General features: G+C 47.1%; 30 protein-coding genes. 1 reads left to right on the top strand and 29 read right to left on the bottom strand.

All coding sequences use genetic code 11. The features are described from left to right. Positions 1-85 precede the first annotated feature (85 nt). From BLW49_RS07420 to BLW49_RS07320, 21 genes are all read right to left on the bottom strand, one after another. Entirely contained in the window at positions 86-439 is a 354-nt protein-coding gene (locus BLW49_RS07420) for a hypothetical protein (RefSeq protein WP_076312947.1), read from the bottom strand. Further along, positions 436-1,251 (bottom strand): PD-(D/E)XK nuclease family protein, encoded by an 816-nt coding sequence (locus BLW49_RS07415; RefSeq protein ID WP_143042092.1) that lies wholly within the window; start codon positions 1,249-1,251, stop codon positions 436-438. The genes BLW49_RS07420 and BLW49_RS07415 overlap by 4 nt, the downstream gene beginning before the upstream one ends. Continuing rightward, positions 1,196-1,519, bottom strand: coding sequence for a hypothetical protein (locus tag BLW49_RS07410; RefSeq protein ID WP_076312949.1), 324 nt, complete (start codon positions 1,517-1,519; stop codon positions 1,196-1,198). Before BLW49_RS07410 ends, BLW49_RS07415 begins: the two co-directional genes overlap by 56 nt. A gap of 108 nt (positions 1,520-1,627) precedes the next feature. Beyond that, the gene (locus BLW49_RS28735; RefSeq protein ID WP_177178674.1) at positions 1,628-1,798 is read right to left on the bottom strand and encodes a hypothetical protein; all 171 of its coding nucleotides are present in this window, start codon (positions 1,796-1,798) and stop codon (positions 1,628-1,630) included. Next, the gene (locus BLW49_RS07405; protein ID WP_076312950.1) at positions 1,792-2,256 is read right to left on the bottom strand and encodes a ribonuclease H family protein; all 465 of its coding nucleotides are present in this window, start codon (positions 2,254-2,256) and stop codon (positions 1,792-1,794) included. Before BLW49_RS07405 ends, BLW49_RS28735 begins: the two co-directional genes overlap by 7 nt. Beyond that, entirely contained in the window at positions 2,256-2,696 is a 441-nt protein-coding gene (locus tag BLW49_RS07400) for a hypothetical protein (RefSeq protein ID WP_076312951.1), read from the bottom strand. Before BLW49_RS07400 ends, BLW49_RS07405 begins: the two co-directional genes overlap by 1 nt. A gap of 2 nt (positions 2,697-2,698) precedes the next feature. Further along, positions 2,699-3,016: a hypothetical protein gene (locus tag BLW49_RS07395; protein WP_076312952.1), complete on the bottom strand. Its 318-nt coding sequence runs from the start codon at positions 3,014-3,016 to the stop codon at positions 2,699-2,701. Next, positions 3,013-5,253: a DNA polymerase gene (locus BLW49_RS07390; protein ID WP_076312953.1), complete on the bottom strand. Its 2,241-nt coding sequence runs from the start codon at positions 5,251-5,253 to the stop codon at positions 3,013-3,015. Before BLW49_RS07390 ends, BLW49_RS07395 begins: the two co-directional genes overlap by 4 nt. A gap of 62 nt (positions 5,254-5,315) precedes the next feature. Beyond that, on the bottom strand, positions 5,316-6,089 hold the full coding sequence (locus BLW49_RS07385; protein WP_076312954.1) for a hypothetical protein: 774 nt from the start codon (positions 6,087-6,089) through the stop codon (positions 5,316-5,318). A 306-nt stretch (positions 6,090-6,395) separates the two neighbouring features. After that, positions 6,396-7,004, bottom strand: a complete 609-nt coding sequence (locus tag BLW49_RS07380; protein WP_076312955.1) for a hypothetical protein — start codon at positions 7,002-7,004, stop codon at positions 6,396-6,398. Between the two features lie 187 nt (positions 7,005-7,191). After that, positions 7,192-7,755: a sigma-70 family RNA polymerase sigma factor gene (locus BLW49_RS07375; protein ID WP_076312956.1), complete on the bottom strand. Its 564-nt coding sequence runs from the start codon at positions 7,753-7,755 to the stop codon at positions 7,192-7,194. A 23-nt stretch (positions 7,756-7,778) separates the two neighbouring features. Beyond that, positions 7,779-8,873, bottom strand: coding sequence for a toprim domain-containing protein (locus BLW49_RS07370; RefSeq protein ID WP_076312957.1), 1,095 nt, complete (start codon positions 8,871-8,873; stop codon positions 7,779-7,781). 529 nt (positions 8,874-9,402) lie between these two features. Then, positions 9,403-9,795 (bottom strand): Na-translocating system protein MpsC family protein, encoded by a 393-nt coding sequence (locus BLW49_RS07365; RefSeq protein ID WP_256209702.1) that lies wholly within the window; start codon positions 9,793-9,795, stop codon positions 9,403-9,405. Positions 9,796-9,936: 141 nt separating this feature from the next. Next, positions 9,937-10,818 (bottom strand): FAD-dependent thymidylate synthase, encoded by an 882-nt coding sequence (gene thyX, locus BLW49_RS07360; RefSeq protein WP_076312959.1) that lies wholly within the window; start codon positions 10,816-10,818, stop codon positions 9,937-9,939. A gap of 17 nt (positions 10,819-10,835) precedes the next feature. Next, a complete protein-coding gene (locus tag BLW49_RS07355) occupies positions 10,836-12,038 on the bottom strand; it encodes an RtcB family protein (protein WP_090723948.1) in 1,203 nt (400 codons plus the stop codon). A gap of 30 nt (positions 12,039-12,068) precedes the next feature. Beyond that, positions 12,069-13,145 (bottom strand): ATP-dependent DNA ligase, encoded by a 1,077-nt coding sequence (locus BLW49_RS07350; protein ID WP_076312961.1) that lies wholly within the window; start codon positions 13,143-13,145, stop codon positions 12,069-12,071. 253 nt (positions 13,146-13,398) lie between these two features. Beyond that, positions 13,399-13,593 carry a hypothetical protein gene (locus BLW49_RS07340; RefSeq protein WP_076312963.1) on the bottom strand — a complete coding sequence of 65 codons (195 nt, stop codon included), beginning with the start codon at positions 13,591-13,593 and terminating at the stop codon, positions 13,399-13,401. Beyond that, positions 13,556-13,888, bottom strand: coding sequence for a hypothetical protein (locus tag BLW49_RS07335; protein WP_076312964.1), 333 nt, complete (start codon positions 13,886-13,888; stop codon positions 13,556-13,558). The genes BLW49_RS07340 and BLW49_RS07335 overlap by 38 nt, the downstream gene beginning before the upstream one ends. A 73-nt stretch (positions 13,889-13,961) precedes the next feature. After that, positions 13,962-15,218 carry a DnaB-like helicase C-terminal domain-containing protein gene (locus BLW49_RS07330; RefSeq protein ID WP_076312965.1) on the bottom strand — a complete coding sequence of 419 codons (1,257 nt, stop codon included), beginning with the start codon at positions 15,216-15,218 and terminating at the stop codon, positions 13,962-13,964. Then, positions 15,211-15,885 (bottom strand): ATP-binding protein, encoded by a 675-nt coding sequence (locus tag BLW49_RS07325; RefSeq protein WP_177178673.1) that lies wholly within the window; start codon positions 15,883-15,885, stop codon positions 15,211-15,213. The genes BLW49_RS07330 and BLW49_RS07325 overlap by 8 nt, the downstream gene beginning before the upstream one ends. Positions 15,886-15,965: 80 nt before the next feature. Next, positions 15,966-17,006, bottom strand: coding sequence for a helix-turn-helix domain-containing protein (locus tag BLW49_RS07320; RefSeq protein WP_076312967.1), 1,041 nt, complete (start codon positions 17,004-17,006; stop codon positions 15,966-15,968). 129 nt (positions 17,007-17,135) lie between these two features. Here BLW49_RS07320 and BLW49_RS07315 point away from each other — a divergent pair, with 129 nt between their 5' ends. Then, entirely contained in the window at positions 17,136-17,987 is an 852-nt protein-coding gene (locus BLW49_RS07315) for a tyrosine-type recombinase/integrase (protein WP_076312968.1), read from the top strand. 8 nt (positions 17,988-17,995) lie between these two features. Here the strand turns inward: BLW49_RS07315 and BLW49_RS07310 are convergent, their stop codons facing one another. From BLW49_RS07310 to BLW49_RS07275, 8 genes are read right to left on the bottom strand one after another with little or no spacing between them, the layout of a single operon-like run. Beyond that, positions 17,996-18,910 (bottom strand): hypothetical protein, encoded by a 915-nt coding sequence (locus tag BLW49_RS07310; protein WP_076312969.1) that lies wholly within the window; start codon positions 18,908-18,910, stop codon positions 17,996-17,998. 10 nt (positions 18,911-18,920) lie between these two features. Then, on the bottom strand, positions 18,921-19,316 hold the full coding sequence (locus tag BLW49_RS07305) for a hypothetical protein (protein WP_076312970.1): 396 nt from the start codon (positions 19,314-19,316) through the stop codon (positions 18,921-18,923). Continuing rightward, a complete protein-coding gene (locus BLW49_RS07300) occupies positions 19,313-19,873 on the bottom strand; it encodes a hypothetical protein (RefSeq protein WP_076312971.1) in 561 nt (186 codons plus the stop codon). Before BLW49_RS07300 ends, BLW49_RS07305 begins: the two co-directional genes overlap by 4 nt. Before the next feature lie 14 nt (positions 19,874-19,887). Beyond that, positions 19,888-20,679 carry a hypothetical protein gene (locus BLW49_RS07295; RefSeq protein WP_076312972.1) on the bottom strand — a complete coding sequence of 264 codons (792 nt, stop codon included), beginning with the start codon at positions 20,677-20,679 and terminating at the stop codon, positions 19,888-19,890. Between the two features lie 16 nt (positions 20,680-20,695). Continuing rightward, on the bottom strand, positions 20,696-21,652 hold the full coding sequence (locus BLW49_RS07290; protein WP_076312973.1) for a hypothetical protein: 957 nt from the start codon (positions 21,650-21,652) through the stop codon (positions 20,696-20,698). Between the two features lie 3 nt (positions 21,653-21,655). Beyond that, complete coding sequence (locus tag BLW49_RS07285; RefSeq protein WP_076312974.1) at positions 21,656-22,720, bottom strand: hypothetical protein; 1,065 nt, start codon at positions 22,718-22,720, stop codon at positions 21,656-21,658. Positions 22,721-22,734: 14 nt separating this feature from the next. After that, entirely contained in the window at positions 22,735-23,085 is a 351-nt protein-coding gene (locus BLW49_RS07280; RefSeq protein ID WP_076312975.1) for a hypothetical protein, read from the bottom strand. Position 23,086: 1 nt separating this feature from the next. Beyond that, the gene (locus BLW49_RS07275; RefSeq protein ID WP_076312976.1) at positions 23,087-24,853 is read right to left on the bottom strand and encodes a hypothetical protein; all 1,767 of its coding nucleotides are present in this window, start codon (positions 24,851-24,853) and stop codon (positions 23,087-23,089) included. Positions 24,854-24,902: the final 49 nt, after the last annotated feature.

Raw genomic sequence — 24,902 nt, 5'->3', positions numbered from 1 at the left:
GTTCTTAAATTGTCTTACACTTTCTCTATACGACATGGATTAAGAGCAGTTAAGGGGCTATTTTAAGCAAAGAAAAAGGAGAGCATTAGCTCTCCTTAATTGCTTTCATAACGATCTCCAACTTATCCAACGGCAGTTTCCTGAAGTCGGTACCACTAATCTCATACAGGAGATTCCTCCTACGGTTAGCATCCTTGACTTCTTGTGTAACTGGTTGCAGGTAGTAACGTGTTGTAAACCACCCCTCACCTGAACGATGATCTCCTCGATTATCAAATAGAAGATCATTGTCTAGCCTGATCTTTCCAGTAGGGGTGACACGCTTCACCTTATGGATGGCATAACTCTTATCACCGCCATAGCGAACGGTATTGTACGCCACCTCGTCCCCTTCCTTTAGACCTTTAAGCCACTTTTCGTGTTCTTCTCCTCTTATCATTTCTTCTTCGGCTCCTTTAGGTCTGCGTCACAGAGGTATTTGAACTCGCAGTATCTACAGCTATCGCCTTCTTCCTTCGGCGGCAACTCTCCACGCAGAACGTAGTCTTCGATGGTTGTAATACGGGCTACGACCCAATCCAGTTGTTCCTGACGATACTCCACGAAGTACGCCTTCCACTCCTGGTTCCCCTTATTCAGGTACAGAAACATGACGTACTTAACTCCTGTCCCTAGGCAGTAGATCGCCCCCTGCTTCAGGTGGTCTTTCAGCGGCTCAATGATCTTGTCATAGTCGGTGGGGTTGATCGTCTTGAACTCGAACAGTATGTCCTTGTTAATGAACGAGAACGCCCCGTCCACCATTGCCGAGATCGGGTACTTCTTCGTCCAACGGCTGTCAACGAATTTGACTTCCATTGGAGGAGCGTTGTGCTCTTTAATCCACTCAATACCTTCCGCTCCGTATGTAGGTAGCTCCTCAAGTGGAATGAGCTTAACAGCAGATTTCTCCTCCTCGTTCATCTTCATGAGAACCTGGGTCTGAACCCATTCATGAAGCTGAGTCCCTACGTCCAGGATGCGCTCCGAACGCGGATACTTCTTCTTACGAGGAGGTTGTCCCGTCAGCTTGTAAAACTGAAGCCGCCCGCACTTGTAGTAACTTGACGGGTTGAACGCAAGTCTACCTGATCGTTTGTTGTTACGTGAAGTGAGGAACTTGTCCAATACAGCCGTGAATAGCTCCTCAGGTGTTTTATTCGCTACGTTGGATTCCTTCTTCACCATGTTTGCTAGTTTCTTCAACGACACAGTTAAGTACCTCCCTTGATTTTTCTATTCCGTAGTACCTAACTTGAACGGTGTGTTGGCTATCTGCGGAGAAATTCACAACATCAATCTCCGTAAGTTCTGTATTGTTGGCAGTCAGTATCTCAAGAATTTCCTGTGCCATCTGTGCAGGGCAGTCACAGAAATACAACTGATCATGACACTTAGGACACCTTGTTCGGTCATCAGCAGTATCTTGTTTTCCACAGAGCCACTTCCACTCTTGTAACTTCTCTGTTAACTCAGTCAAAGAACTCACCCACCACTTCAAATAAGAATTTAATCAGCGGCTTGCCGATCAGACCAACGATCACACCAACAATACCGCCGACAATGAACCAACCAGGGTCAAAGGGATTCATCGGAACAGCCCTCCCCAAATGATTCCTGCGGAAACACCTGTAATGCTCAGGGATAACAACAGGAACAATAGCTCGTACTTATTGATGCTTTTGAAGGTGAATTTCCTCACTAGAACCAGTGTGAAGAACGCATAGAATACAAAGAATAACCACGCGATAACTAACATTGAGCCTTCACCCTTTCCTTGGCTTCCTTAGCAAGCTCATCAGCTCGCTCGTTGTATTTGTTACCGTCATGCCCCTTCACCCAATGCCACTTGACATCGAGGTATTCAGACATGCGATAAATTGATTTGATAAGATTAAGATTTGGTCGATCAAGCCATCCATCCATCTTCCACCTATAGCAACGCTCACTGAAGGCATTCACTACATACTGGCTGTCGGAAACAACGTGGATATCCCAGTGTTTTGCTTTGTCAAAGTCCAGGCTTCTTATGGATTCATAAGCCGCCATCATCTCCATCTCTCCAATGGAAGTTCCTTTCTTGCCGCCCGACAGCTCCTTGTAATGGACTACCTCCCTGTCGCCGTTAAGGACGAGGAGCACAGCTCCCCACCCTCCGATACAATCGGGCTTACCATTCTTTGATGTCGAGCCATCTGTGAAGATGGCGATTCGCATTAGAAACCACCCTTACGCCATGTGACATTCACTTTGATGGTCGCGTACCGCTGAACGAAGTGGAACTTGCGGTTACCCAGGCTGTAGGTGTACCCGTTCTCAACGATGCGATCACCCAGGTTAGGGCTAGGGCTATCCTTGTGAGCGTTCAGCTCCTTAACACGACTTTCGGAGTACATCTCGTACAACTCGAAACCATCCCCTTCGATGTCTCCTGTAACAACTACATATTTCTTGAACCATTCATGGAAGTCGCCGTCAAACCAAAAGTACAACCGTAATCCCGTATCCTTCAGGAACACATGGATTGGTGTAAAGGAACGGGACTTGTAGCCGCTCATGAAGTATGTCTTGGCGGTGAACCAGTTGCCTTCAGGTAGCTTACGAGCGTCTTGCACCATGAACTGTTCGCTAATTGCTTTCACTTTGTCATTGATCATTCTCATTTCCCCCTGAGAAGGTGGCACCCAGTTTCATCGAACAGGAGTGCTTCACCTTTATTTATGTTGAAATGCACGTTCTCTTTGTCGTAGATCAGTCGCTCTGACTTCTCGTATTGGCTCACCGCTTCAGGCGGCGGGTTCACAGTCACGTTTGCATGATCTGTGACCACCCACCCCCGAGGGTTTGCTCTCTTGCTCGGCTTGGTCTCAACTGACCAACCGTTCTCCACGAGAATGACAGGAGCCTTGGTACAGCTTTTGTAGGTGTGAGAAGTCCACATCTTCTTAGGCAGACACCAGTGGACGATGTTCTTCACGCCACATCCTCCTCGTCGAACATGGAGAGATCGTCTTCGGACATCTTCTGACCCCACTTCGCTCCAACCTCAATGTCGGATTTAAGACCGCAGTCCAACGGCAATGCGTTACACATGATGTCTGCAATTCTACGAAGGTTGTCCATGCCGATATTCTCAGGTACATCGAAGATGATCTCGTCATGCACCCACATCACGATTCTTGAATCTAACTCCTCAAGAAGCGGCTGAAGCTTGATTGAAGCGATTTTAACCATGTCTGCTGAGGAGCCTTGGATCACAGCGTTAATTCCCATCCGATGACCACGACCGATGAGCCACTTCTTACCTGATTGCATCTCCTCGTAAACTCTCCGCTTACGACCGAGCATGGTCTCAGTGAATTGGTCAGCGTTCATGATCTTGCGTTGCTCAGCCATCCACCGTTTAACGCCTGGGTACGCATCGAAGTAACCTTTGATGTACTCGACAGCTTCGTCCTCGGTAATCTCCAAGGTTTCTGCCAAGCCTTTCTCACTCATGCCGTAAATGATTCCGAAGTTAACGACCTTGGCATCCTTACGGAATTTCTCGTACTGGATACCTAGGAAAACATCCTCACGAAGTGCTTCAGGGTTCTTCGAGTTGATCTTCTCCTCATTGAACAGCTTGCGAACGAGATCATCGCTAAGGAGCCTGTCTTCCACGAGCTTACCGTCAGGATCAAGGAATAAGTCCTTCATGCCGCGACGATACTCAAACTCCTCATATGTGACGTTAGGGTTGTTTCGGTTCCACATCCCCACAGCGGTCATACTGTGGACATCCAATCCATCGCGGTAAATCTTCAACAAGGTCTCGTCTTGCGACACATGAGCAAGTACACGAAGCTCTTGTTGCGAGAAGTCAATGGAAGCCAACAAGCGACCATTATCCGAGATGAAGGCGTTACGAATGAGACCGCCCACCTTCGCGGGAATCTGCTGAAGGTTCGGTGAGTTACAACTCATACGTCCAGTCTTAGTTCCTACAGGGTTGAATGAGGTGTGCACTCGACCATTCACGAGATTCTTAGGAAGCTTGTCTGCAAATGCTGTAGTCAGCTTCACCTTCTCGCTGTATTCGAGCATCAGTCCGATAACCTCGTGAGTCTTCTTCAGCTTCTTGAGCGTCTTCTTGTCGGTGCTCATCGGCTTATCCTTATTGACCCTAGGAAGCCCTAGCTTGACGTATAAGGCTTCTGCTTTCTGTGCAGGGGAGTTAAGATTGATCTCTCCCGTATACGCCCAAATCTTCTGTCTCAGAAGCTCTAGCTCGTTGTGCAAGTCCTTGGCTACTTTCTCAACCAAGTACTCACGATCAAGAAGCACTCCTGCTTGCTCTGCCTTCCACACAATATCTAGGAAGGGCATCTCTATATTGAAGAACAGGTCATACAGCTTCTTGAGGTTCCCACGGTTCAACGCCCGCCCCTGGAACTCTGCCATACGATAAGTAAGCTCGGTATCCTTGATGGCGTAGTATCCTGCCAAGCACCCCGTCCGAGTGTTCGGGTCGAGCTTGATTGGAATTTTGTCGAACGTGATCTTTCCGAACAACGTGGAGAACTTATCTGCTTCGACCTTCAGGTAGTACGGAGCCATATCTTTGAGAGCCTTTGACTGGTTCTCATCGAGTACAGCCTGACCTATCATGGTATCGAACCATGGCACCAGTCGAATCTGCATCCAATTCCAAAGGACGTGCATATCAAACTTAGCGTTGTGGAGCAGGTACTTAGTGCTCCTGTCCTCCAAGATGGGTCGTAGCATGTCTGCCACAATGTCTTTTGGTAAACAAATCTCGTCGATGTGCTTGAGTGGGATATAGTATCCGCGATGAGGTGCGTAGAAGCTGATACCTACGATCTCATCAGCAAACGGGTTAACACCCATGGTCTCGGTATCGACCGCAACCACGCTCTGTGTTCGGAGCCATCTGCACATATCGTCCAGTTCTTCCAAGCTCCAAACCATGTGATAGTAGTCAGGTAAGACGGTGTTATTTGCCATCTCAATGATCTGCTGTTCTTTCTTAGTGATCTTCTTAGCGGCAGACTTCTCGGTGACACCCTTCTTCGCCCGAGTCTTCTTTTTCTCGGTCTTAGCTTCTCGGTCATCCAAGAGTCCTGTCAGTTCAAGTGCTCCCTGGTCTTCCAAGACTTTAGCCTTGCGGGGTGCTCTCTTGCGCTTAGGTAGTTCGACCACTTCAAGAGTCATTCAGTACCACCTCCTACTTCCTCTATACGAAAAGAAAAGCACCCAGTTAAGGGTGCTTCTCGTTAAGTTCTCGCTTTAGAGATTTTGACTTCTATACCATACTTCTCTCCGTCCTCGAATGTCTGCAACAGGTAGTTGAACAGTCCTGAAGCATCCTCTCGCCCGCCTTCAGCTACTAATATCAGCTTGTGGATACCCCCAACAGGTGGAATAATAAGCTCAGCGCAGTAAGCACCCAAAGCGTCAGCAGACGCAATCTCCTGGTACTCCTCCTCACTGATCGGCATGGTGTGCAGACGTTCAGTGTCAACACTCACTTCTTGCTCCAACACCTCTTTAACGCTTCCTGTAGACTCTTTGCCAAGTTTGTACGCCGCAACTTCCATGTCCCATTCCTCGTTCAAGCCTTCAGGAACCTCATACCCCGCCTTGTTCTTCAGGACGCTCACCTTGTACCCGTAGATGGTTTGGTACTTGGCACCGAATATCTCTGCGAGATCGTTAGTGGTGATCTCAGGGTACTTGGTCACAATGTAGGCTACCTTCTGCTTGTCGATCTTCAGGTTTGTTCTCACGGTTTTCTTTCGCCCCTCATAGGATGGTTTGTTAGACAGGTAATCCTCAACAGCCTTATCCACCGCCGCCGAGTCTATCATCTTCCTCAGGTACGTCAATCGACCCGACTGGTGACGGGTTCGGTAGTAGCTAATAACAGTTGAGCTGTAACCAAAAATCTTAGCGAAGTCTTTGTTATCAAGTTGCTCGAACTTTCTGAACGCGTAAACTAGCTTTGCTACATCCACGTTTTCTTCGTTTTTCGTTACTGAGGTAGACATAGGAGTTACCTCCTCCTTCTTCTTCTTTTCTTCGATTGGGTCAGTTCGCAAGACACCATCTTTGCCTATACGGTATACGGTGGTCTTCTCACCTTTTTAAGGTGAACTCCACGCAACAGTCACGGCAAAAGTACGTATTCGTAGCAACTATCCCGAGGTTCGCTGAATCACATGAGGGACATCTAAACCCTAATAGCATCCATAGATCACACCTCTCGTCCTATCTACTTTCTCTATACGAGGTGGTTAGACCAGAGTTAAATAGAAAAAGCACCCACTAGGGGTGCCTTATCTACTTCTATTCAATTAGAACGGGAAGTCGTCGTTGTTCTTGGAGTTGCCGCCTTGGTTCCCGCCGCCGTTATTTCCGCTGTCGCCGCTAGGAGCATCAGTCACCTGACCAATACCACTCATCAGCTTTTGAATAGCTTCACGAGTCAGCGTTTGAGATTCTACGAGAGCTTCCAAGTCCATACGCTCAACCTTCTCAGCGAACGGCTGAGGATCACGAGCGAAGAACTGGTACGTAGTATTCAGTTTCTCACCTTGACGAGCGATCTTGAAGTCGCGCTTTGTAAGATCACCGTACTCCTCGATCAGACCAAGCAACTGTGTTCCCATTGTCTTGGAAGCCTTGAGTACTTTAACCTTCTTGTCAGAGTAGTCGTACACTTCCAAGTAGGACTTGAATCCAGGCTTATTACCACTACCTTGCAACGGGTCTTCATTGCGTGGAAGTGCAGTAATAGTTTGCCATTGACCATTGATCTCCAACGTGTACTCCCAAACGGAGATGATGTCTTCAGCAGGAGTCAAGATACGTACTACAGCCGATTCATTTGGTTTAATTTTCAGCATTGTAGTAGAGTTGTTAGCCGCGTCACGAATTGCACCAAGACCTTTTTGAATCGCCATGTTATTTCACCTTATCCTTTTCGTTTTGTAGTGGTGGGCTTCTTGCCCCCTCACTTTCTCTATACGAAGTGATTAAGGATGAGTTAAGAGGGTGTTTCAAAGATTTTTAATGTGGGTAATACCTATAGGGGATGTACGTAGGGAATAAAAAGCCACCATGACTGATGTCATAGCGGCGGGGTATGCTCTACAGGGCTTCGTACTTTTCGCGGATACCTTTCCATAGTTGGGAGATGCGGGCTTTAGTTACTCCGAGGATACTAGCAATCTCTACGAACTCGTACCCATTGGAGCGAAGCTTGAAGATTTCTTTCTCCCGTTCATTCAGCTTCATGTTCTCCATGATGTCAGTCACGAACTCGAAATTCTCGAATGCGTACCCTTCATGTCCTAGCGTCAACCCCATGCTCGTATCGGCGGTCTCGTCTTCAACGTCAAGATCAGTGGATACAACTTGAACAGCGTTCACTACGTTCAGGTTTTTCTCTGACATGCACTTTCGGTACATATCTTTGATCTTGTTGTCAATCAAGTGGTCTACGAATGTTGACATTTTCGCTTTCTCAGCACTGTATTGATCAAGTGACTTGTACAACTTAATCATGACCTCTTGAGTTACGTCCTCTTTCTCCATCCCCGCAAACGTTTTGCCTTTAAGCTTTTGTCGGCATTTATCTTGAGCCTTATTCAAGAAAGCATCCATATCACCGATTGCAAACAATTCATCGAAACCCATAGTTGTAGTAGACATTTATAATTTCCCCCGTAGTCATTTTAGTTTTTAGTTGGATTTTTAATTTCTTCGATGTCTAGGTATCCTGCATCTCTAACCATCGACTCGTATTCGAGGTATGGGATAGTCTTGATGGAACCTAGCTTGTTATTTCTCAGCAGATCGTTGGAATCCTTGTATTTCTGCTCCTCGATGTCAGTTATTCCATATTGGCGGTTAGGGTACAGTACCACATTTACCCTTATTGCCGAATGCTTGGAGATTAGCTCATATGCCCTTAACGTACAGGCAACCCCTGCTTCATCATTATCGAAAAAAAGATTTACCGTCTTTATCCCTGCCCGCATCAATTCACGCACCTGCTCGACGAATAAAATACGTCCTAGAATTGCTCCCGCAGGTAAGCGTCCTTCGTAGCAAGACATTGTATCAGTTTCGGACTCGTTTAGATAAAGTTCATTGATAGGTTTCGGAGCTTGTAGAATATAGTATAGACCATACACTATATCCTTCTTCTCTATCCCCTTCTCATTAAGGAATCCTTTTCGTGAGACAAACCGCTTCTTTATAAACCTTATCAATCCCTTGCTTGTCCTAACTGGAAAAGTAATTGCTTGAGTAACTTCGTCATAGCCCACTTCATACTTACTGATCGTGTGCTCGGAAAATCCTCGACCATATATGTATGAATGTCGTTTCTTTGTATATCGGAGCACTTCTTCTTCGGGTAAAGACCTCATTCGATCTTTTTTATTTCCACCATTCAGTATACTTTCCATATCAATAGGATTTCGCTCGTTAGAGCTTACCACTAGATAGTTCTTCATAATAAACTGCATACCTAGGAGTTCATTAGGTAGCCCAACAGCGTGAGCCACTAGACTAGCGAGACTTCCATGAGCACCACAACCGAAACAATTGTATCGGTACGGGTACTCTGTCTCGACACCGCAAGCGGGGTTATTACCATCATCGTGGAAGGGACATAAGAACATTATGTTCTCGCCCTTGTTCGTCACTTTTGAGAAAGCTGAGACATTGTAGCGAGAGATACTTCTCGCAAGCCAGTAAGCTCTCAAATCATCAAGTACTTCTTCAATCTCTAGCTGATAAGACGACAGCAGAGAGTTTTGCATGTCCTGCCCTCCTCACAATTAAAAGCCATCTCACTCGAATTTGCAAGACTTTTGTCGAACACACGTATTGCAATATAAATTGTCTAATAAGAATACCAAACGCGAACGGGTGTTCGCAACCCTTATTTTCCACCTCCACTGAATCTTATTTCCTATCAAATCTAAAAACTGCTTACACTTGCTCTATACGCGCTAGTTAATGCTTAGTTAAGGGGGAATATAAATTTTTTTTTTCTGAATTAATTGCTAGATCAATGAGAGCATAGTAAACAAAAAAGACCAACACAGAACACACCAGTGAGCAAGATACCCATAGTGGTGGTAATGTGTCGGTCTTGGTCAGACTTAATATTCGTTCCAATTACCGATAGTCTTTTGTTGAAAACCATACGGCTTCTTTCAGATCACGAAGGTCTGTCCAATCGCCGTAAGAGAAGTATATAGGAAAGATGTGGTAACTGTCAACCAAAAAATAGACCTGTAGGACTAACTAACGAAAAAAATATGTATAGGTCTACAGTCTATGTACCTATGGAATGCGAACCTCCTCATTTTTCAATAATTGTTCTATGTCTTTGTTGAGTTTCATGATAGTCACTTGCTCTGTGAAGTCTGAGCCAAAGAAGGTGGTTTTTATTTCTTCTATTTTCAGCCCCATATTCATATACGCGAAAACTGGGTTGAAATCTTCTACCATGGCACGACATAGCTTTTGCCTATATTGGTCAAACACATCGCTAGGGTGCGAACTCATGTGTTCAAGCATTAAGGACTCAGGGTGTGAAAACTTGGCAATGTATTTGATAATAATAAAGTTATTCATCAAAGACACTCGCGTATCAACAGGACCCTTCTCCGTAAATTCTTTCCTTAGTCTCGACGCGATCTTAGCAAGTTCCTTCTCGAAATCCTTACTCTCTATTATGCCGTCCCTCCCTTACACACACCTTCCGTGGAAACACCTTAATTAGTCTATTTAATCAAATGGACAAAGCAATGGCAAGTTGGAATAAGTCCCATAATTAAACAAGGAGGTGCCTTAGGTCTAAGGCACCTCTCTAATTTATAAGCCTAACTTATGCTTTTTGTAGTAAGGCATTGCCCATTTACCTGATGGGTCAAGCTCAATCAATCCGCAAGTCTTCTTCTCGGGACACCCTCCCGCCGTATAGCAAGGCATGTTCACATCACCGAAGACAGTAGGGAACACTTTCTTCAGTTGGTTAGTTTCTTGTCTACGGATACGGCGAATTTCATCCTGCGCTCGTAAACACAACCGCTTCTCAGCATGGTGAATCCATGACCAAAGGTTACGTGTATCCATATACATAGTGTTTACTCCAACAGGTAGCCGCGCTCGCATGGTCTCACGAATACGTTCAGGATTAAGACCTAAGGCATCCCAAAAGTCGTTCAGCTCATCGTCGGTGTACTTCGAGTACCGTTCGATTGCCCGTTCGTGATCGTCAATCCATTCCTGGCGCATCACTGCAAGCTGTGCCGCCTTTTCAGGCTCAACCTTGGCTTTCTTCTCAATGAAGGATGTTTCCAGGTAATTAGGGACATAGTAAGTAAGTCCACCGTCTGCCGCTCTACAGTACCGAAGGGATCGCTCGTCGAAGGAAGCGTGTCTTGCCCTCAAGTCCTGCCGCGCTACGAAGATCGGAACCTTCTTAACGAATGTCGCGGCACCATGTTCGATTACAGTGTTGTGGTTACTGTCGCGGCAGTGCAGTGTAATTCGCTGACCTACTTTGTTAGGGGTCAGTGTCTCCTCATCATGAGCTACCTGAACAGTGTCGTAACATAGTGCCCCTGCGTTTGCCAACAGCACCTCAGCTCCATCGTACCACCCCACCATAACTGAAGTCATGATAGGGATGTCACGAGTCAATTCAATTACGTTCTTGTACTTCTTGCCGTTATATTCAAACCGTACTGCCACGATGTCATCTCTCCTCTTTAGTCTTTGTACGGGTCGAACTCGTCAGCTCCCGCCATGCACACACCGATAGGTCTTAGAACGTTCATGACGTTCAATGTACCTACATGAGAGTTCAGTACCTCTCGAAGCTTGCGGTACACAAACGGACTCTCGTCAGTTCCCGCCCCGCGCAGTTCAACGCCATATTCTTGAATTGCTTGTGCCATCATCTCAGGAGAGATCGCACCGCCTGAACGAGTCTTTGTTTTGTAGTTCATCTTCCCTGCCGCCTGTGTTCGGCTCATTACGCGCCCTGCACCATGAACAGTGCTATAGAATGCGTTCGCGCTCTCAGTACTCTCAACACCTTGAACGATCACCGAGATGTCACCCATGGAGCCGCCAATGAATCCAAGCTGACCAGGGGCAAGTGGTGTCGCGCCCTTACGAACAACAACGACCTCTTTACCGTAGTGCTCCTCTTTCCAGGCGTAGTTATGGTGATTATGTACTGCAAGATCGTAATCCGCTCCCAGGATGTCCAACACTTGGTCAATAACATAGTCACGACCTGCGTATGCGTATCGTCCTGCCAGTTTCATAGCACGGTAATACATATCACCAATCTCGCTGTCCAAGTCGAACAGTGTTGGTGGTTGCTCCATCTTCTCCCCAGGAGCCTTACCGAAGAACTCACGCCCCGCCCCGAGATTCAAGAACCCGCTTGCTGTCTTGTGACCAAACCCTCGGCTACCAAAGTGGTTCGCAATCCAAACCAACCCAGTCGTTGGCTCAACCAAGATGTCAACGAAGTGATTCCCTGAACCTACAGTACCCAGTTGATTACGGGCAAGGGACTCCATCTTCTGATTAACACCCAGGTCTTTGAATACCGCCCAGTCAGGATCATCGAACAAGGCATGGTCAACCTTCTCACTGTTCACACGCCCTACTCCGAAAGAGATTCTACGTGCAATCTCATCCATTACCGCAGGGAGCTTGTCCTGCAAGTCTTCGACATGGAGGTCAGTACGAACAGCCTTGTTGCCGCAACCAATGTCGTAACCAACACCTGACGGAGAGATTTGACCGTCATACACAATCACGCCGCCCACAGGTTGGCTGTAACCGAAGTGACCGTCAGCGCAAAGAACGCCGCCAACTACATTCCCTGTGTTCAAGCAGGTATCAAACTGACCGATAGTTTTCTCGTCATGTTTTCCGTAGATTACTCTTTTCATTTTCATTCCCCCTAGTTCGTTTATAAGTTGTTAGATGACGCATTCAGATGAATTTTTGTCATCACGCATACGTGAGAACTGCGGGTGACGATAGAAACCGTCCTTGGTTCTCTGCATGGCTTTTATCTCCATGACTTCACCGATGTAGTTCTGAGGGTTCTCGGACATGTCCTTACGAAGATCGTCCGTAATTCCCGAACACTCCCCAAGCTCGATCAGGTTTCCGTTTGCGTCGAACTTCCCGAACTTCACGGCACCTTTCCAGTCATTGAAGAAGAACTTGGTAACTGGAACCCAACCCTCTTTCGGAACAAAGACTCTCTCACCGTCCACCAAAGTAGCGTCAAGGACGTTGTAAGTGTTAATTACAAACTCCTTCTCGCCGCTAGGATTGATCCAGTAAGACCACGATTCGATCTCCTTGCCCGTGTACTCACGAACAGCATCTTTGAAGCCCATAATGACCACATCGTCATCAATCTCGGTCTTAACCTTGATCCAGTTCTTCGCGGGCTTCTTGCCAGGGACGTACTTACCGTTGATGTTCTTGAGCATGATACCTTCGCCACCCTCAGCAAGGACTTTAGCCAAGAACTCCTTCTTGTTCTCCGTGACATACTCAGGGCACTTCATGAACTCGTTCCGAACAACGGGAAACACTCTCTCAAGAATTGCTCTACGTTCGTGCCATGGCTTATCAACCAACCACTCCCCTTGGAACATGAGAATGTCGTAGACCATGTAGTACAACTTCCCTTGCTCCTCTTGTCGTTCGATAGCCTTTTCAGCCTTCGCCCCCAGGATGGAAGTCACCTCATTGGATGTCTTGCCTGGGAAGTACAACTCACCATCCAGGATGAGTCCTGGGAAGGTTGAGAGATGTTCGGATAGATGAGGAACCCGATCACTCTTTTCAACAGGGATTCCGTCCACGTCACTGATGCGACGAGAGAAGAACCTACCGACGATGGAGAGATAACGAGAACCGTCCCACTTAACCTCAGCAACATAATTCGGATCACTCATGAAGGCTTCCAGTTTCGCGTCGTCCTTGACCGCATTACCTCCCATCGGCAGAACATGTTTATCTAATGGATAATCGCGCATTAAAATGACCTCCTAGGATTGGGTTACTTTCTTAGGGCACGTTCTCAAGTACTGGCGTGTCTTTTTACCATTCAGTTCAAACCAAGATGCACACTTACTTTCGAGGTACCATTTACAGTCACGACAGATGTTTTGAACTACGTTCTGACACCTCATTGGAACTTTGTCTTGGAGCTTAGCAGGGATTTTTTCCCCACCGCTCACCAAGACCTTGTGACATTTATCGAAGTAGTCACACCCATTACAGGCAACATTAATTTTGTTGTACATTCGGAACCTCAATCTTGAGGACGCTGAATGCAACAAGGTTAAGAAGAACCTCAGCCCCATGCTGGTTCTCAATGAGATCGAAAGCTTCTTCAGTAGCACCGACAATCTCTTTATCAGAAGTAAACTCCATAGTTACGATGTCATTTCTCGTCAGTGCGTAAGTCAGTCTGTACAGCATCGTTATCCTCCTCTTGTGCAGTAAGCTCGATGTCTCGAACTTCTGTGAGATCAATGATGTGAGCTACGCCATCCGTGTCTTCCAACGTGATCGCCTTCCCCTCGTGCTTGTGCTTGATGAAAAGCCTGCGGTACTCTTGCTTGACCTCCTCAGCAGTTAGCGGGATTTCACGGACAACCTTGTCAGTGTCCTTTTCCTTTTGCTGAAGTCTCGGGTTTTCTTCAACCCAGGTGACGGTCTTCTTCTTCTTGCCATTTCCTTTGAAGTAGAAATGAGCCGTGAGCTGTGCATTCATCAGGTAGTACCTCCTAGAAATAAATTGGCTCCCTAATTCCTCTATACGAGGTAGGGAGCTGTGAGTTAAGGGCTTAGAACACCATTTCTTCTTTCGTTGTTTCTTCCCATATACCAGTGTCGAGATCAGTACGCATGAAGACATCCTCGTCCTTCTTACCACCACGGTTCTTCTTGAGTGACAGCTTGAAGATGTCGTCGATCTTACGAAGGGTAACTACCTTCGTGGCTTTTTGCGCGGGGTTGTCCGACTCTTGGATTTGGTGAAGCTCAGGAGCCGCGTTCGGGTCTTTCTTCTGATCTTTCGCGGAGTCACGTCCCGCCTGTGCCAACATGATCGTCGGGGTCTTCGTACTAAGGTTCACGTCACGAATCCCATTTGTCACATTGATAATGCGGCGACGAATATCACGCTCACCCGTACCGTCCGAAAGGTCATACAATTGGTCAAGTACGATCAAGCCTGGACGTTCGGACTCGATAATCGCTCGAATATCCATCGGGGTGAACGGCTTACCACGGTTAGCGTCCTGGGACAGGATAATCATGCGCTGATCCTTCTTCATCAGCTCCAAAGTGTATTCACGATACAGCTCAGCATCGGTCAGCCGACCCTCGTTTAGGGCACGGTTACTGAAGTGCGCTCTGAAGGTATCCATACGGTAAGCTACCTCGATTTCAGGCATCTCGGTACTAAGGTAGATAATCGGGTCATTTATGTTAGCTTTTACGAAGGATAGCCATGCGGCATAGGCGAAGAACTCCCCCACCCACGACTTACCTTCGTTTGTCCGACCTGCAAGAAGCACGAGGTCATCCATCTTCCAACCACCCGTGAGATCATCGAGTCCTTTGATGCCTGTCGTGATTCCTGAAAGACCTGTTTGACCGTGCTTCTCCATGTACTTGTTGTAGCGATCCTCCGCATGTTTAGTCCATTCGTACTGTCCGATGTTTCCTGTGAACTTCTTCAGCATCACATCGAGATCGTTCCGCATCTTCCACATGGCTTCGAGCGTTTGACCACTGTTGGTCATGTTCGCGTTCTCTACAAGCACTGGACGGTAATCCATGTATGCCCTCTGTTCCCGCAGGACGTTAACACAATACTCAACAGGATCAAGGTCTTTCAGAACCCTGAAGTCCTCGAACTCCACCGCCACGGTCTCAATCGTAGGCATGTGTCCGTTCATGTCATTGCGGAATCCTTCGATCCAAACAACCACATCCTGAAGGGCGACGAAGTAAGTGTTGTCTATTCCATGCTTCCGCATGAGGTAGGGGTCTTTGCTTTGTAGCCAGTGATTAACATATGAAAGTTCCTCAAGCACGTTTGATTACCCCCTTAACAGACTCAGGTCTTCTATCGCGACCCTCAACCTGAACACCAACACAGTCGGATAGTAATCGGGAAACAGTACGCTTACCAATGACCTTCTCGTGAGACAATGCCTTTGAATCGAAGTTGGATGTGACAATAGTGGAGCGTCCTGCGTTGAATCTTTCATTAACGATCAAGTAGGTTTGCTCAGCCGTAAATTCCGAGGTCGTTCCCGCTCCGATGTCATCTAACAGCAGGAATGGGACTTCTTTAATAGAAGAAACACGTCTTTGCACTGCTTCATCATCTCTGCGATAACGTAAATCATCCATTAGATCGGCGTAGCTGACGAACAACGCTAACGGGTTCTCGAAGTCGAACTTGCTAGTCATGCACGTCTTGTAGATGTATTGGTTCAGAAGCATTGCGGCGTTATATGTCTTACCTGTCCCCGCTCCTCTGTTCCACAGGAAGAAGTTAGTGCCGTTCTCCTCAACTTCCTCGACGATATTTTCAACGTACACGTTAAGTCCTTCGTAAATGTAGCGGTTATCATCATCAATCTTGTAGTTGTAGATGTTAGCCTTCAGGTACTTTTTAGGTACCTCTGAAAGCTTCAGTGCTTTATCTAAACGAAACTTTGGGTTACACCAATCAGGGAAATCAGGTGTTTCCACCTCCCCTGAATACCTCTTGCAGAATGGTGTAGCCAAACACTTCGCGCAGTCTTTGTACGGGGTATTCATCAGATCACTCCTTAGCTAAATATGTTGTAGTCAACTCCACCATCGTCTTCAAGCGAAGGCTTCTCGTCTTTCTTGTTCATGTACCACGGAAGCTTACCTGTACGAGTGAACTCATCCAGTACCGCTTGGGTGTTCGTGGAGCCAAACAACCTAACTGTCTTTGGGGCGAATTGGTCGATGCTGAAGAACTTATCAAGAGCTTCCTTGAGGGAACTGTTGTCTCCCTTGGTCTCTCGCATCTTGTGCATCGTCTTCTGATCTTCTTCCGTCCATGAGTAGGCACTGTGGTACTTATCTTGATAATGCCGCATGAAGTAAGCGCGGAAATGGTTGGTGTTCCAATCCTCTACGGGAGCTTCATCAGGGTTCTTACTTACACCCTTCCTCTTGGCTTTCTCAGGCTTCGTAGGGTCTCCCACCTTCTCTACGCCCTCCTCTCGGATTACCTGCGGCTTACGGCGACCTGAAGGCTGTGGTGGCTTAGGTTGCTCAGACATTGATTGTCCTGGCTCCTCTACGTGAGTCTCGCCTTGCCACTGTACGAACCACTGCCTTACTTTGTCTTTATGAGCGTTAGGGTCAGACTCTTGAGAGACTGTGGTGTACACCTCTGAGTCTTTGTAATCTGCCAGGGAGTTAGCGAACACTTCTCGCTCGTCAGACCCAAACAGTTCCTTACGTATCTCATGCACAATCTCCGAATGCGCGATCACGGGAACCGTGTGAAGCTCCTCAAGAAGGTACATCAACGGTCTCCCTGGATGTCGTATCGTCTTGATGAAGCCCTTCTTCCTAAGCTCCTCTACATACTTGGTAACTGAGTTCTTAGACCACCCCAGTTCAGCGCGTAGCAGGGCTTGGCTTGGGAAGCATTCCTTGCTCCCGTTGTAAGCATACTGATTAAGATTGTGGTAGAGAGCCTTGGCATCACTCGTGAGAAAGTAACATCTGTCTACCTTGCTGTGGATTTGGGTGAAGCCGAAGTTAACTCCAAACTGAGTCAGAAACTCTTTCTCAGATGAAGCAAATCTGGTTGTAAATCTCTCCTCCATGCTGAATACACACCTCCTACTTGCTCTATACGACTTAGGTAGGCGGCTGTTAAATGGTTGACAAGGATAATCGTCATGGATATACTCAGGATTATGAGCGATCATATTATGAGCGATGGAGGAACCTGCATGAAACTACTTGAGGATTTTTGCAATTACATAATGAATGAGAAGAATTTGTCGATGAACACCGTGGACGGTTATGGAAGGGATTTGAGTCAGTTTACTTCCTTTATTGAGAAGCCCGTTACGAAGGTTACCACTGAGGATGTTTCTTCTTTTCTGTCTCACCGCCGCGCTGAAGGTGACGGGGTTTCTACCGTTAGCCGCAAACTGTCAGCAATCAAGTCCTTTTACAATTTTTTGGTTCGCAGAGGTAAGCTCAAGTACAATCCCGCTTCTTCAATAGAAGGAATGAAAAAGCCAAAGCGACTCCCTCGCCCTGTCGATTCAGAGGACATTGACAGCCTACTGAATATGATTGATAACCTGAGAGATCGGACTATATTTGAGGTTCTTTATGCTACTGGAATACGTAGGGAGGAGCTGTGCGCGATAAATATACAAACTGACATAAACTTCAGGAGAGGTGAACTGAGGGTTGTGGGTAAAGGTGATAGCGAAAGAATCATCCCTCTGTTCCCTCGTACCCTTGACTATATTAAGTCCCTCTCTGCTGAGCACGGGAAAGAGTGGTTGTTCCCGAGCATCAAGACAGGAGGGCATATCGGTAAGCGACAGATCAATGAGATCGTTAACAAGTGGACGAGTGCCGCAGGTCTTGAGTGGGTAACGCCACATAAATTCCGACATTCCTTCGCCACCCACCTAATGGATAACGGTGTTGATCTCGGAGACATCCAGGAACTTCTTGGGCATAGCAGTCCCGAGACCACAAAAATATACGCAGGGGTAAGTAAGGGTCGTGCTCGTAGCGCGGTCATGAAGCACCCATTAGCAACAGAAAAAGGACAGCCTTGAGCTGTCCTTTAGTATTTCTTAACGGCGATTCGGTTGCCTTTAGAGTCGTAGAAGTACCTGAAGTTCGTCTGTGTTGGGGTTGCTCCCATCGTAGAGATCATCCTGTACTCAAGCATACCTGCCGCATCATACTGATAGACCACATCCATCAGTGTCGGGAGCATTACAAAGTCTACCCCATTAAAGAGGTAAATCTCCCCGATGGATGTTACCAGGAAAGATTCCCCCTGGGAGAAGCCATCCGTACTGTCAGGCATAGTAAGTACTGGTTCCTTCACGATCTGCTCTACATAGTTGTCAGTAACCACTTGACGAATTACCCGACCTAGGTCATCGAACGCGAAGTAAGTTACCACATCCTTGTACTCCACCAAATCACTGATCGCATCCCAGGGGTCGATGGTATTAAGCTTCCCACGCTCTGCCGCTGTCATGCTTACGTGGTCTACACCGTCCGTAATCATATCAGCACTGTGCGTGTCAGGATGCTCGTACTTATTTGCATCACTCTCAATAGCAGAGAGCTTATCTCTCTCAGCCCTGGTCATAGCTACCTTATTGGTTCCATCAGAGAGGATGTCAGCACTATGGGTACTTGGGTGGGTATATACCACGATCTTGGTACCGTTAAGGGTCAACGCACCATTATCAGTATCGTTTAGAACCCTGTCCCCGCTCACCTTTGCGTAACCCTTGGTGCTGTATGTGTACGCCGTTGGCTCTCCCTGATTGCTCGTGTCCTGACGCACCAAGTAAAGCCGCCCAACCTCTCCTGTAGATGGAAGCTCTGTCTTTAATCTGACCGAGACCACGTTCCCTATCGAGACCGCATCAAGTCTACCATCCAGAGATGAGTATGAATCTCGGGCTTGCTTGACCTCCCTCTCTACCTTTGCCGCCTTACTGAATGAAACAATATCCATAACGCACCCCCTACCTTGTCGTTAATCCTGTGACCTCAATCCAGAAGTCAGCAACGTCAGTCCCCAGGTTCTTGATTGAAAGGTGCAGAGACGAAGTACCGTCTGCATCCTCGTAAGGGAGATCGAGCATATCGTAAATACCTTCCAGGAAGTTACCAGTCGAGTACTGAGCATTGTTGAAGTACAGTATTTCAGGCGTGGTGCCTGAGCTGTCTAATATATTGACCTCTACGTTCGTCTCCCTCGAAGGGATGACTCGCAAGGTCTTAATCAGGAACCTAGGGTGATCCATCGGTATGGACACGATTGCCTTAGACCCACCGCCTACAGATTCAACTTTCCAACCCAGTGCTACAGGCATGAACACCTTTCTCATCTCCTCCATCAGCTTCCATGTTCTGTTCAACTATTGTCCCTCCTTCTCGGGATGTGAGTATCAGGATACCTACGGGGTCGAAGTACGGTGGTTGTTCCCCCACCTACTCCATTGTTCGTCCAGTCTCCCCACGTCTTACCTGTAAGGTCTTCTTGGTGAACTGGAATCCTGACCTTGATAACAGCGTCCAGTCCGTTATAGTTCTCCTTCACTCGTATACCATGTAGGGACTCTCTAACTATCCCTACCCCATTACTACTAGGGACAATCTCAACACGTTGGACTAAGTTTAGCTCGGAGGGCTGTCCTAGGAATGTACGCTCCCCGTACTGGTACTTGTCTGAAATAAACCCGTTCAGTTTATCTTCGTGGTTATCCATCACACGCCATGTTCCCCATCGGTAAATGTCAACCATCTCCGCAGTTGTGCTCAGAAGACCGACCTCATACGACATCTCCCGCCCGTCAAAAACTTCAGGAACCACTTCCTGGTTGTATCCAATACTGAACAGCTTGGCGATCCTCCCTTTAGGGGAAAGGGAGCCGTTAGCGGCGGCTCCCCCAATACTTCCGTTATATACTGCCATCTGTAATCACCGCCCTAGTTCATTAGTACGGCGACCGTTGACCCCGTGAGGAAACTCTGACCTCCGATGGACAAGGAGTACACCTTATACGTCTTCGTACCCACTTTGATCTCGTCCCCATGGGATACACCTGCTGAAGGTACCGCGTAGATGTCGATGAGTTCTCCCCGCGCACCTTCTACCCCGTTGCACATAATCAACGGAGCGAGATGATACAAAGAACCCCATCCTGGGTTTACTGGAAGCATTGCAGAGTAAGCATCATAGATGTTGTTCACCGTAAGCTTATCCTTGTCTCTGAGAGTCCTGATCCCGTTGTCCCCGTTATAACTCAGACCGATCCCGAGAGCCGAGGAGTCATTCTCAGTTGCATACCTGTTAAGGACTCCGAAATACCCAAGGTTAGCTACACCTGAAACAGAGTTCACATCACCTTGTAGGTAGATAATGATGCGGTTAGGTTGAACAGATACTTGGTAGTCGATCAAGAGGTTACTGTCAACCAAAGTGTTATGAACAACGAAGTCCTTCTTAATCTCAGCCCTACTCACGGGAATACTTCCGTCAGCCGACATAACATCTTCAGCAACACCCACAACTAACTTGTTTCCTGTGATGCTTTTGCTATTACCTACCTCAAGTCGAAAGAACAATTTATCTGTTCCAGTCGTACCTACCGATTTTAGTACGAGAGAGCTTGCATTCTCGTAATGGATAGACCAAGGAGAGCTGACAATAGTCTTGAACCCTTGGACGATATTTGCGTACAGCTCATTCAATTTCACTTTACCTGAGAATGTTGCCATGTCTCATGGACACCTCCTATATTGGGAATAACAAAGCTCTCTGCCCGCCACCTAGAACACGAGCACCGTGGAAGAACTTCGGTCGGGAGTAGAGATTGTTCTGACTAGAGATGTAGTAGTATCTGCCATTGTCAGCGTTAGGGTAATCCTGATCTACTACATGGAAGACGTAGTACTTACCGTCAGCTCCTAAGTCTAGGATAGAACCATCAGGGTGTTGAACACCGTTCTTGAATACGATTGATCGCATACCTTTTAACTCTCCGCGAACACCTTCTTGAGGGTGGTACACCATGAAAGGTGTTACGTAATAGCGAGAACCAAGCCCTGGGGAAGCAAGAGATTCAGTTCCGAAGTTGTATAGTTCATACTCTGTACCGTTACGAGAAGTTCTAACTACCCCTCGTGGTGTATCGTACTGATCGGCGGTATTATCGTCATGAAGGTTGAAAGGCATATGAGTAAACACACCGTAGAACTTGTTAGCAATAGCGGGGTCTTCGGTCTCGACAGCCTGACATCTACCTAGGTAAATCCGAACAGGGTACCCAGTAGTGTGATTGTCCAACCTCTCTCCGTGAATGAACATTACGTCTTCATTGGTAATGACCGTCCACTTATAGTTGATATTGTACTGCCCTGAATAGCACATGAACGGAGTCTCCGTGTAAGCACTGCTAGTGAATCCCGCAGGAGGGTTGGTGTACATATCAGGAGTTGCAACGTCGGTACCCAGGTTTTTCATCCCCCACCTGATGCTCACACCTCGCGCATGAGCGAACACGCACATAGTGAAGCGCATTTGACTGTCTTTCCTGTTGGTAGCAACCGCATTACCCCAGTTAGCGTAAGTAGTTTCCGCTGTGTACTTTACAACCCAGTAAGGGTCTACCGCATTGGTTAGTGCGGTAGCTAGTTGATTAGCAAACGTGTTTAGAGTACTTGTGAACTCGTGTCTACGAACCATTGTCAAGGGTTACACCTCCTTCTCAATCTCAAACAAGAGTACCCTCTGTCCCCCGCCTAAGAGGAGGGAAGAATCAAAGAAATAAGGTTGCCCGTTAACATACGACCCACTCGTTGTAAACCACCCTTGGTAGGAAGTGGGGTATGCCTGGGAGGTGGCGTGAAACACGTAGTACCGCTCCTCCCCCAAGTCAAGAATAGAACCATCGGGGTACTTACTTGCGTCCCTTAGAACTGCTGTCCTCACCCCGTGAAACTCCCCTCGAACACCCTCGTTACCGTGCCACACATAGAAAGGAGAAATAAAGAATCTACCGCCCACCCCTGGGGAAGGCACCTGACTACTTGTAGCAAAGTGGTACAAGGCGTTTGGAGTACCATTGCGAGAGCTTCTTACATAACCCGATCCTGAGCTGTATTTTAGCTCATCCTCGGCATCGTCTAGGCTCATAGGAAAGTGGCTAAATACACCAACGAAGTCGTTTGCAATTAACGGGTCTTCATCTTCAAAGGGTTTAAGTCTACCCATATACAAACGTACTGGATAAGCCTGGGCAGGGTAGTTTTGCGGCTCCCCGTATACGAAGATGTAATCCTCAGCCGTAAACACAGTCCACTTGTAGTACGTGTTTACATGGGAGCTTGTAGTTGCACTACTGTTGACGTATGAATCTCCTGTTTGGAAAGGTATCTCTGACCTGCTACCCACATTCGTGGATAGGTCGGGGATGACGGAAGACCCGTTGTTTCTAATCCCTACCTTCATGATGTGGTTCTTGTAGGACATCCTATCACTCCAGGAGTTTACACAAGACAAGGTAACACAGATAGTGAAAAACATACTTGGGTCTTTCACATTCTTCGCGGTAATTGTTCCGTAGTTAACAACGTTATGGTTGGTTCCACTCCACACCTTAGAGTTCGCGTAAGTGTTGTTTGCGCTATAACCCCACTCCCAGTGAATGTCCCCGTAAAGTTCTTGAGACATGGTATTGTAAAGCTCGGACGCGAAGGTCGTTGTGGTAGCATAGAACTCATATCTACGTAATGATCCTAACAGTTGATTTTCAGCCATTCACAGCACCTCCTTTAAGCTCCAAATCTTGTCCGCATGTCTCGCAAGATATGCTCTTTAATTACCGCAAGAAGCACGGCTTTGATGTTGTCGTCACGCTCTTTTACTAACGCAGAGTGCTCCTCGTCCTTGTCCTGTAATTCCCTCTCCGTTTCCTCCCCTGTAAGGATAAGTTCGGATACGTCAGGAATTGCCTGTAACGAGGGTAGGAACTTTTGAGCTACGCTATCAAACAGGATATTACTCTGAAAAGAAAACACCAGAGTCTCGAATTCACCTTTTGTGAAAGACTCCTGGTTATTTCCCGAGAGCTTGTCCAGGATAGTAGGGACTGCAAATTTCACATCCTGTACTGTCTTAGCCATATCAAATCACAACCTTTCTTATTTTAGTACCTGTGATGTTCCCTGTAGCATCATACTCGAAGGTCTTCTTGACTCCTTGACCGTCATAGATCAAAGTCTCGGTAGCCACTGTTCCATCATCATTGTATGTGAACGATGTCTTCTTCAAGAGCTGAGGGGTCACCCCCGTAGTATAGACTTCCTCGGATTCAATGTCCCCGTTAGAGAAGTAGTTGTACTTGATGTCGAGATCAAGACCTGTCCCCTCAAGGAATGTAATCCTTCTCCTTACGTCTGTATCATCGTAAGTGTCCCCGCCTTGCAAGACATAGTACATTGCACCGTTATTGATCTCACGTTCCACCTTGCCCGCCGAGTCGCGCTGATACTCAATACTCTTGAGCTGACCGTTACTCTCTGTGATTGCTTGACGTTCAACGTTACCGTTGACATCGTAGAAATACTCAATCGTGCGGTTGATACCACCAGTAACAGTCTCAGTGTGAACCTTTCCATCAGGGTAGTAAGTATAGTCGGTAATGGAGGTTGTGTTGATGATAGAACCCCTTCCGATCACTGTCACCCGCGCTTCCTTAGGTACGTCGAACGTGAAACGAATTACGGTCTCGCTATACTCGATGTAGTCGTCCAAGACATCCATACGAATACCGTCGAGGAAAACCTCTGCCGAGTTGGAGCCGATCACGTACTTGGGGATTGTGAAGTCCCTCTGAGAACTTAGGCGAGTATCAGGCGGTGAAGTAAAATGGAATACCGATTGGTGCTCCATAGTACCACGGCTCTCTGCCAACTCAAGTCGGCTTTGCATGTTGTCAAGCCTGTCCTTCAGGGCATCGTATACAACGCCGTTCTTGTCCTCACGAGAATCTTTAACCTCTCTAACTACCTTATCTAGGTCGGTCTGCATGGCAGTGATCGCCTTGCCCTGGTTAGTAATAGAAGTCTTGTGACCGTCTACGTCAGTCTCAAGATTTGCTACCTTCTCCTGAAGGTCGGCTACATCTACCTCAACAGAGCCTTTAGTTAGGAAGTATCTGAAGTCGGTTGCCGTGAGAGCTGTCGTTGGAGACAGACCCACGTCAATGCCGCCAATGATAATAGCATTGTCAGGCTCCTGGTTATCCGTGCCATACGAATAAGAGCCATCTTCGTGAAGGAAGATGTAGTAAGAGGTATTCGCCGTTATGTCAGGGATAGATAAGTTCTGAGTGAATTTATCGACGATGGACTTGTTAATACTCGCCCGCCCTGCTTGAATGGTCACCACAACACTATTGGTTGCATCCTCATAGACAGGATTTGTAACGCTTAGGTCAGTAATCGGTTGCTTAGCAACTTCATCAATGTACTGCTCAAGACTTTCGAAGCGATCACCTACGGACGCTTCAGCTCCTCTAGCGTTCTTGATTTCAGTCTCCGCAAGGCTTAACCGTTTCTCGTGATCGTTCTGATTTGTTTGCAGAGTAGCAACGTCTTTAACTAATACAAGTGCATCCCTCTCATAATTATCAAGACGGTTCTCATGCTTGGTAACCGTTTCTTCGAGATTTGTCAGCCTTTCTTCGTGATCTTCGACAGTAATCTTATTGTCGTTAGCCGTTGTCTCGATCTTATTAATACGGTCACCAAGGCTTAACTCTGAACCCCTAGCACCCTCCACTTCAGCGATAGAGAAGTCAATCTCCTCATGCGTATGTGTGCCGATGTCGGTCAGTTCCTTATGGCTCTTGAGTGAGTCTGAATGGGACTGGTTAATCCTTACTGACATTTGACCACCTCCGATCTTGCCCCTAATTTATCTATACGATGTAACTCGG

This window comes from Paenibacillus sp. PDC88, from assembly GCF_900106725.1.
GTDB classification, from domain to species: Bacteria; Bacillota; Bacilli; order Paenibacillales; family Paenibacillaceae; genus Paenibacillus; species Paenibacillus shunpengii.
Note: the sequence above shows the minus strand (reverse complement) of the source record. Positions and strands in the feature narration are given on the sequence as shown.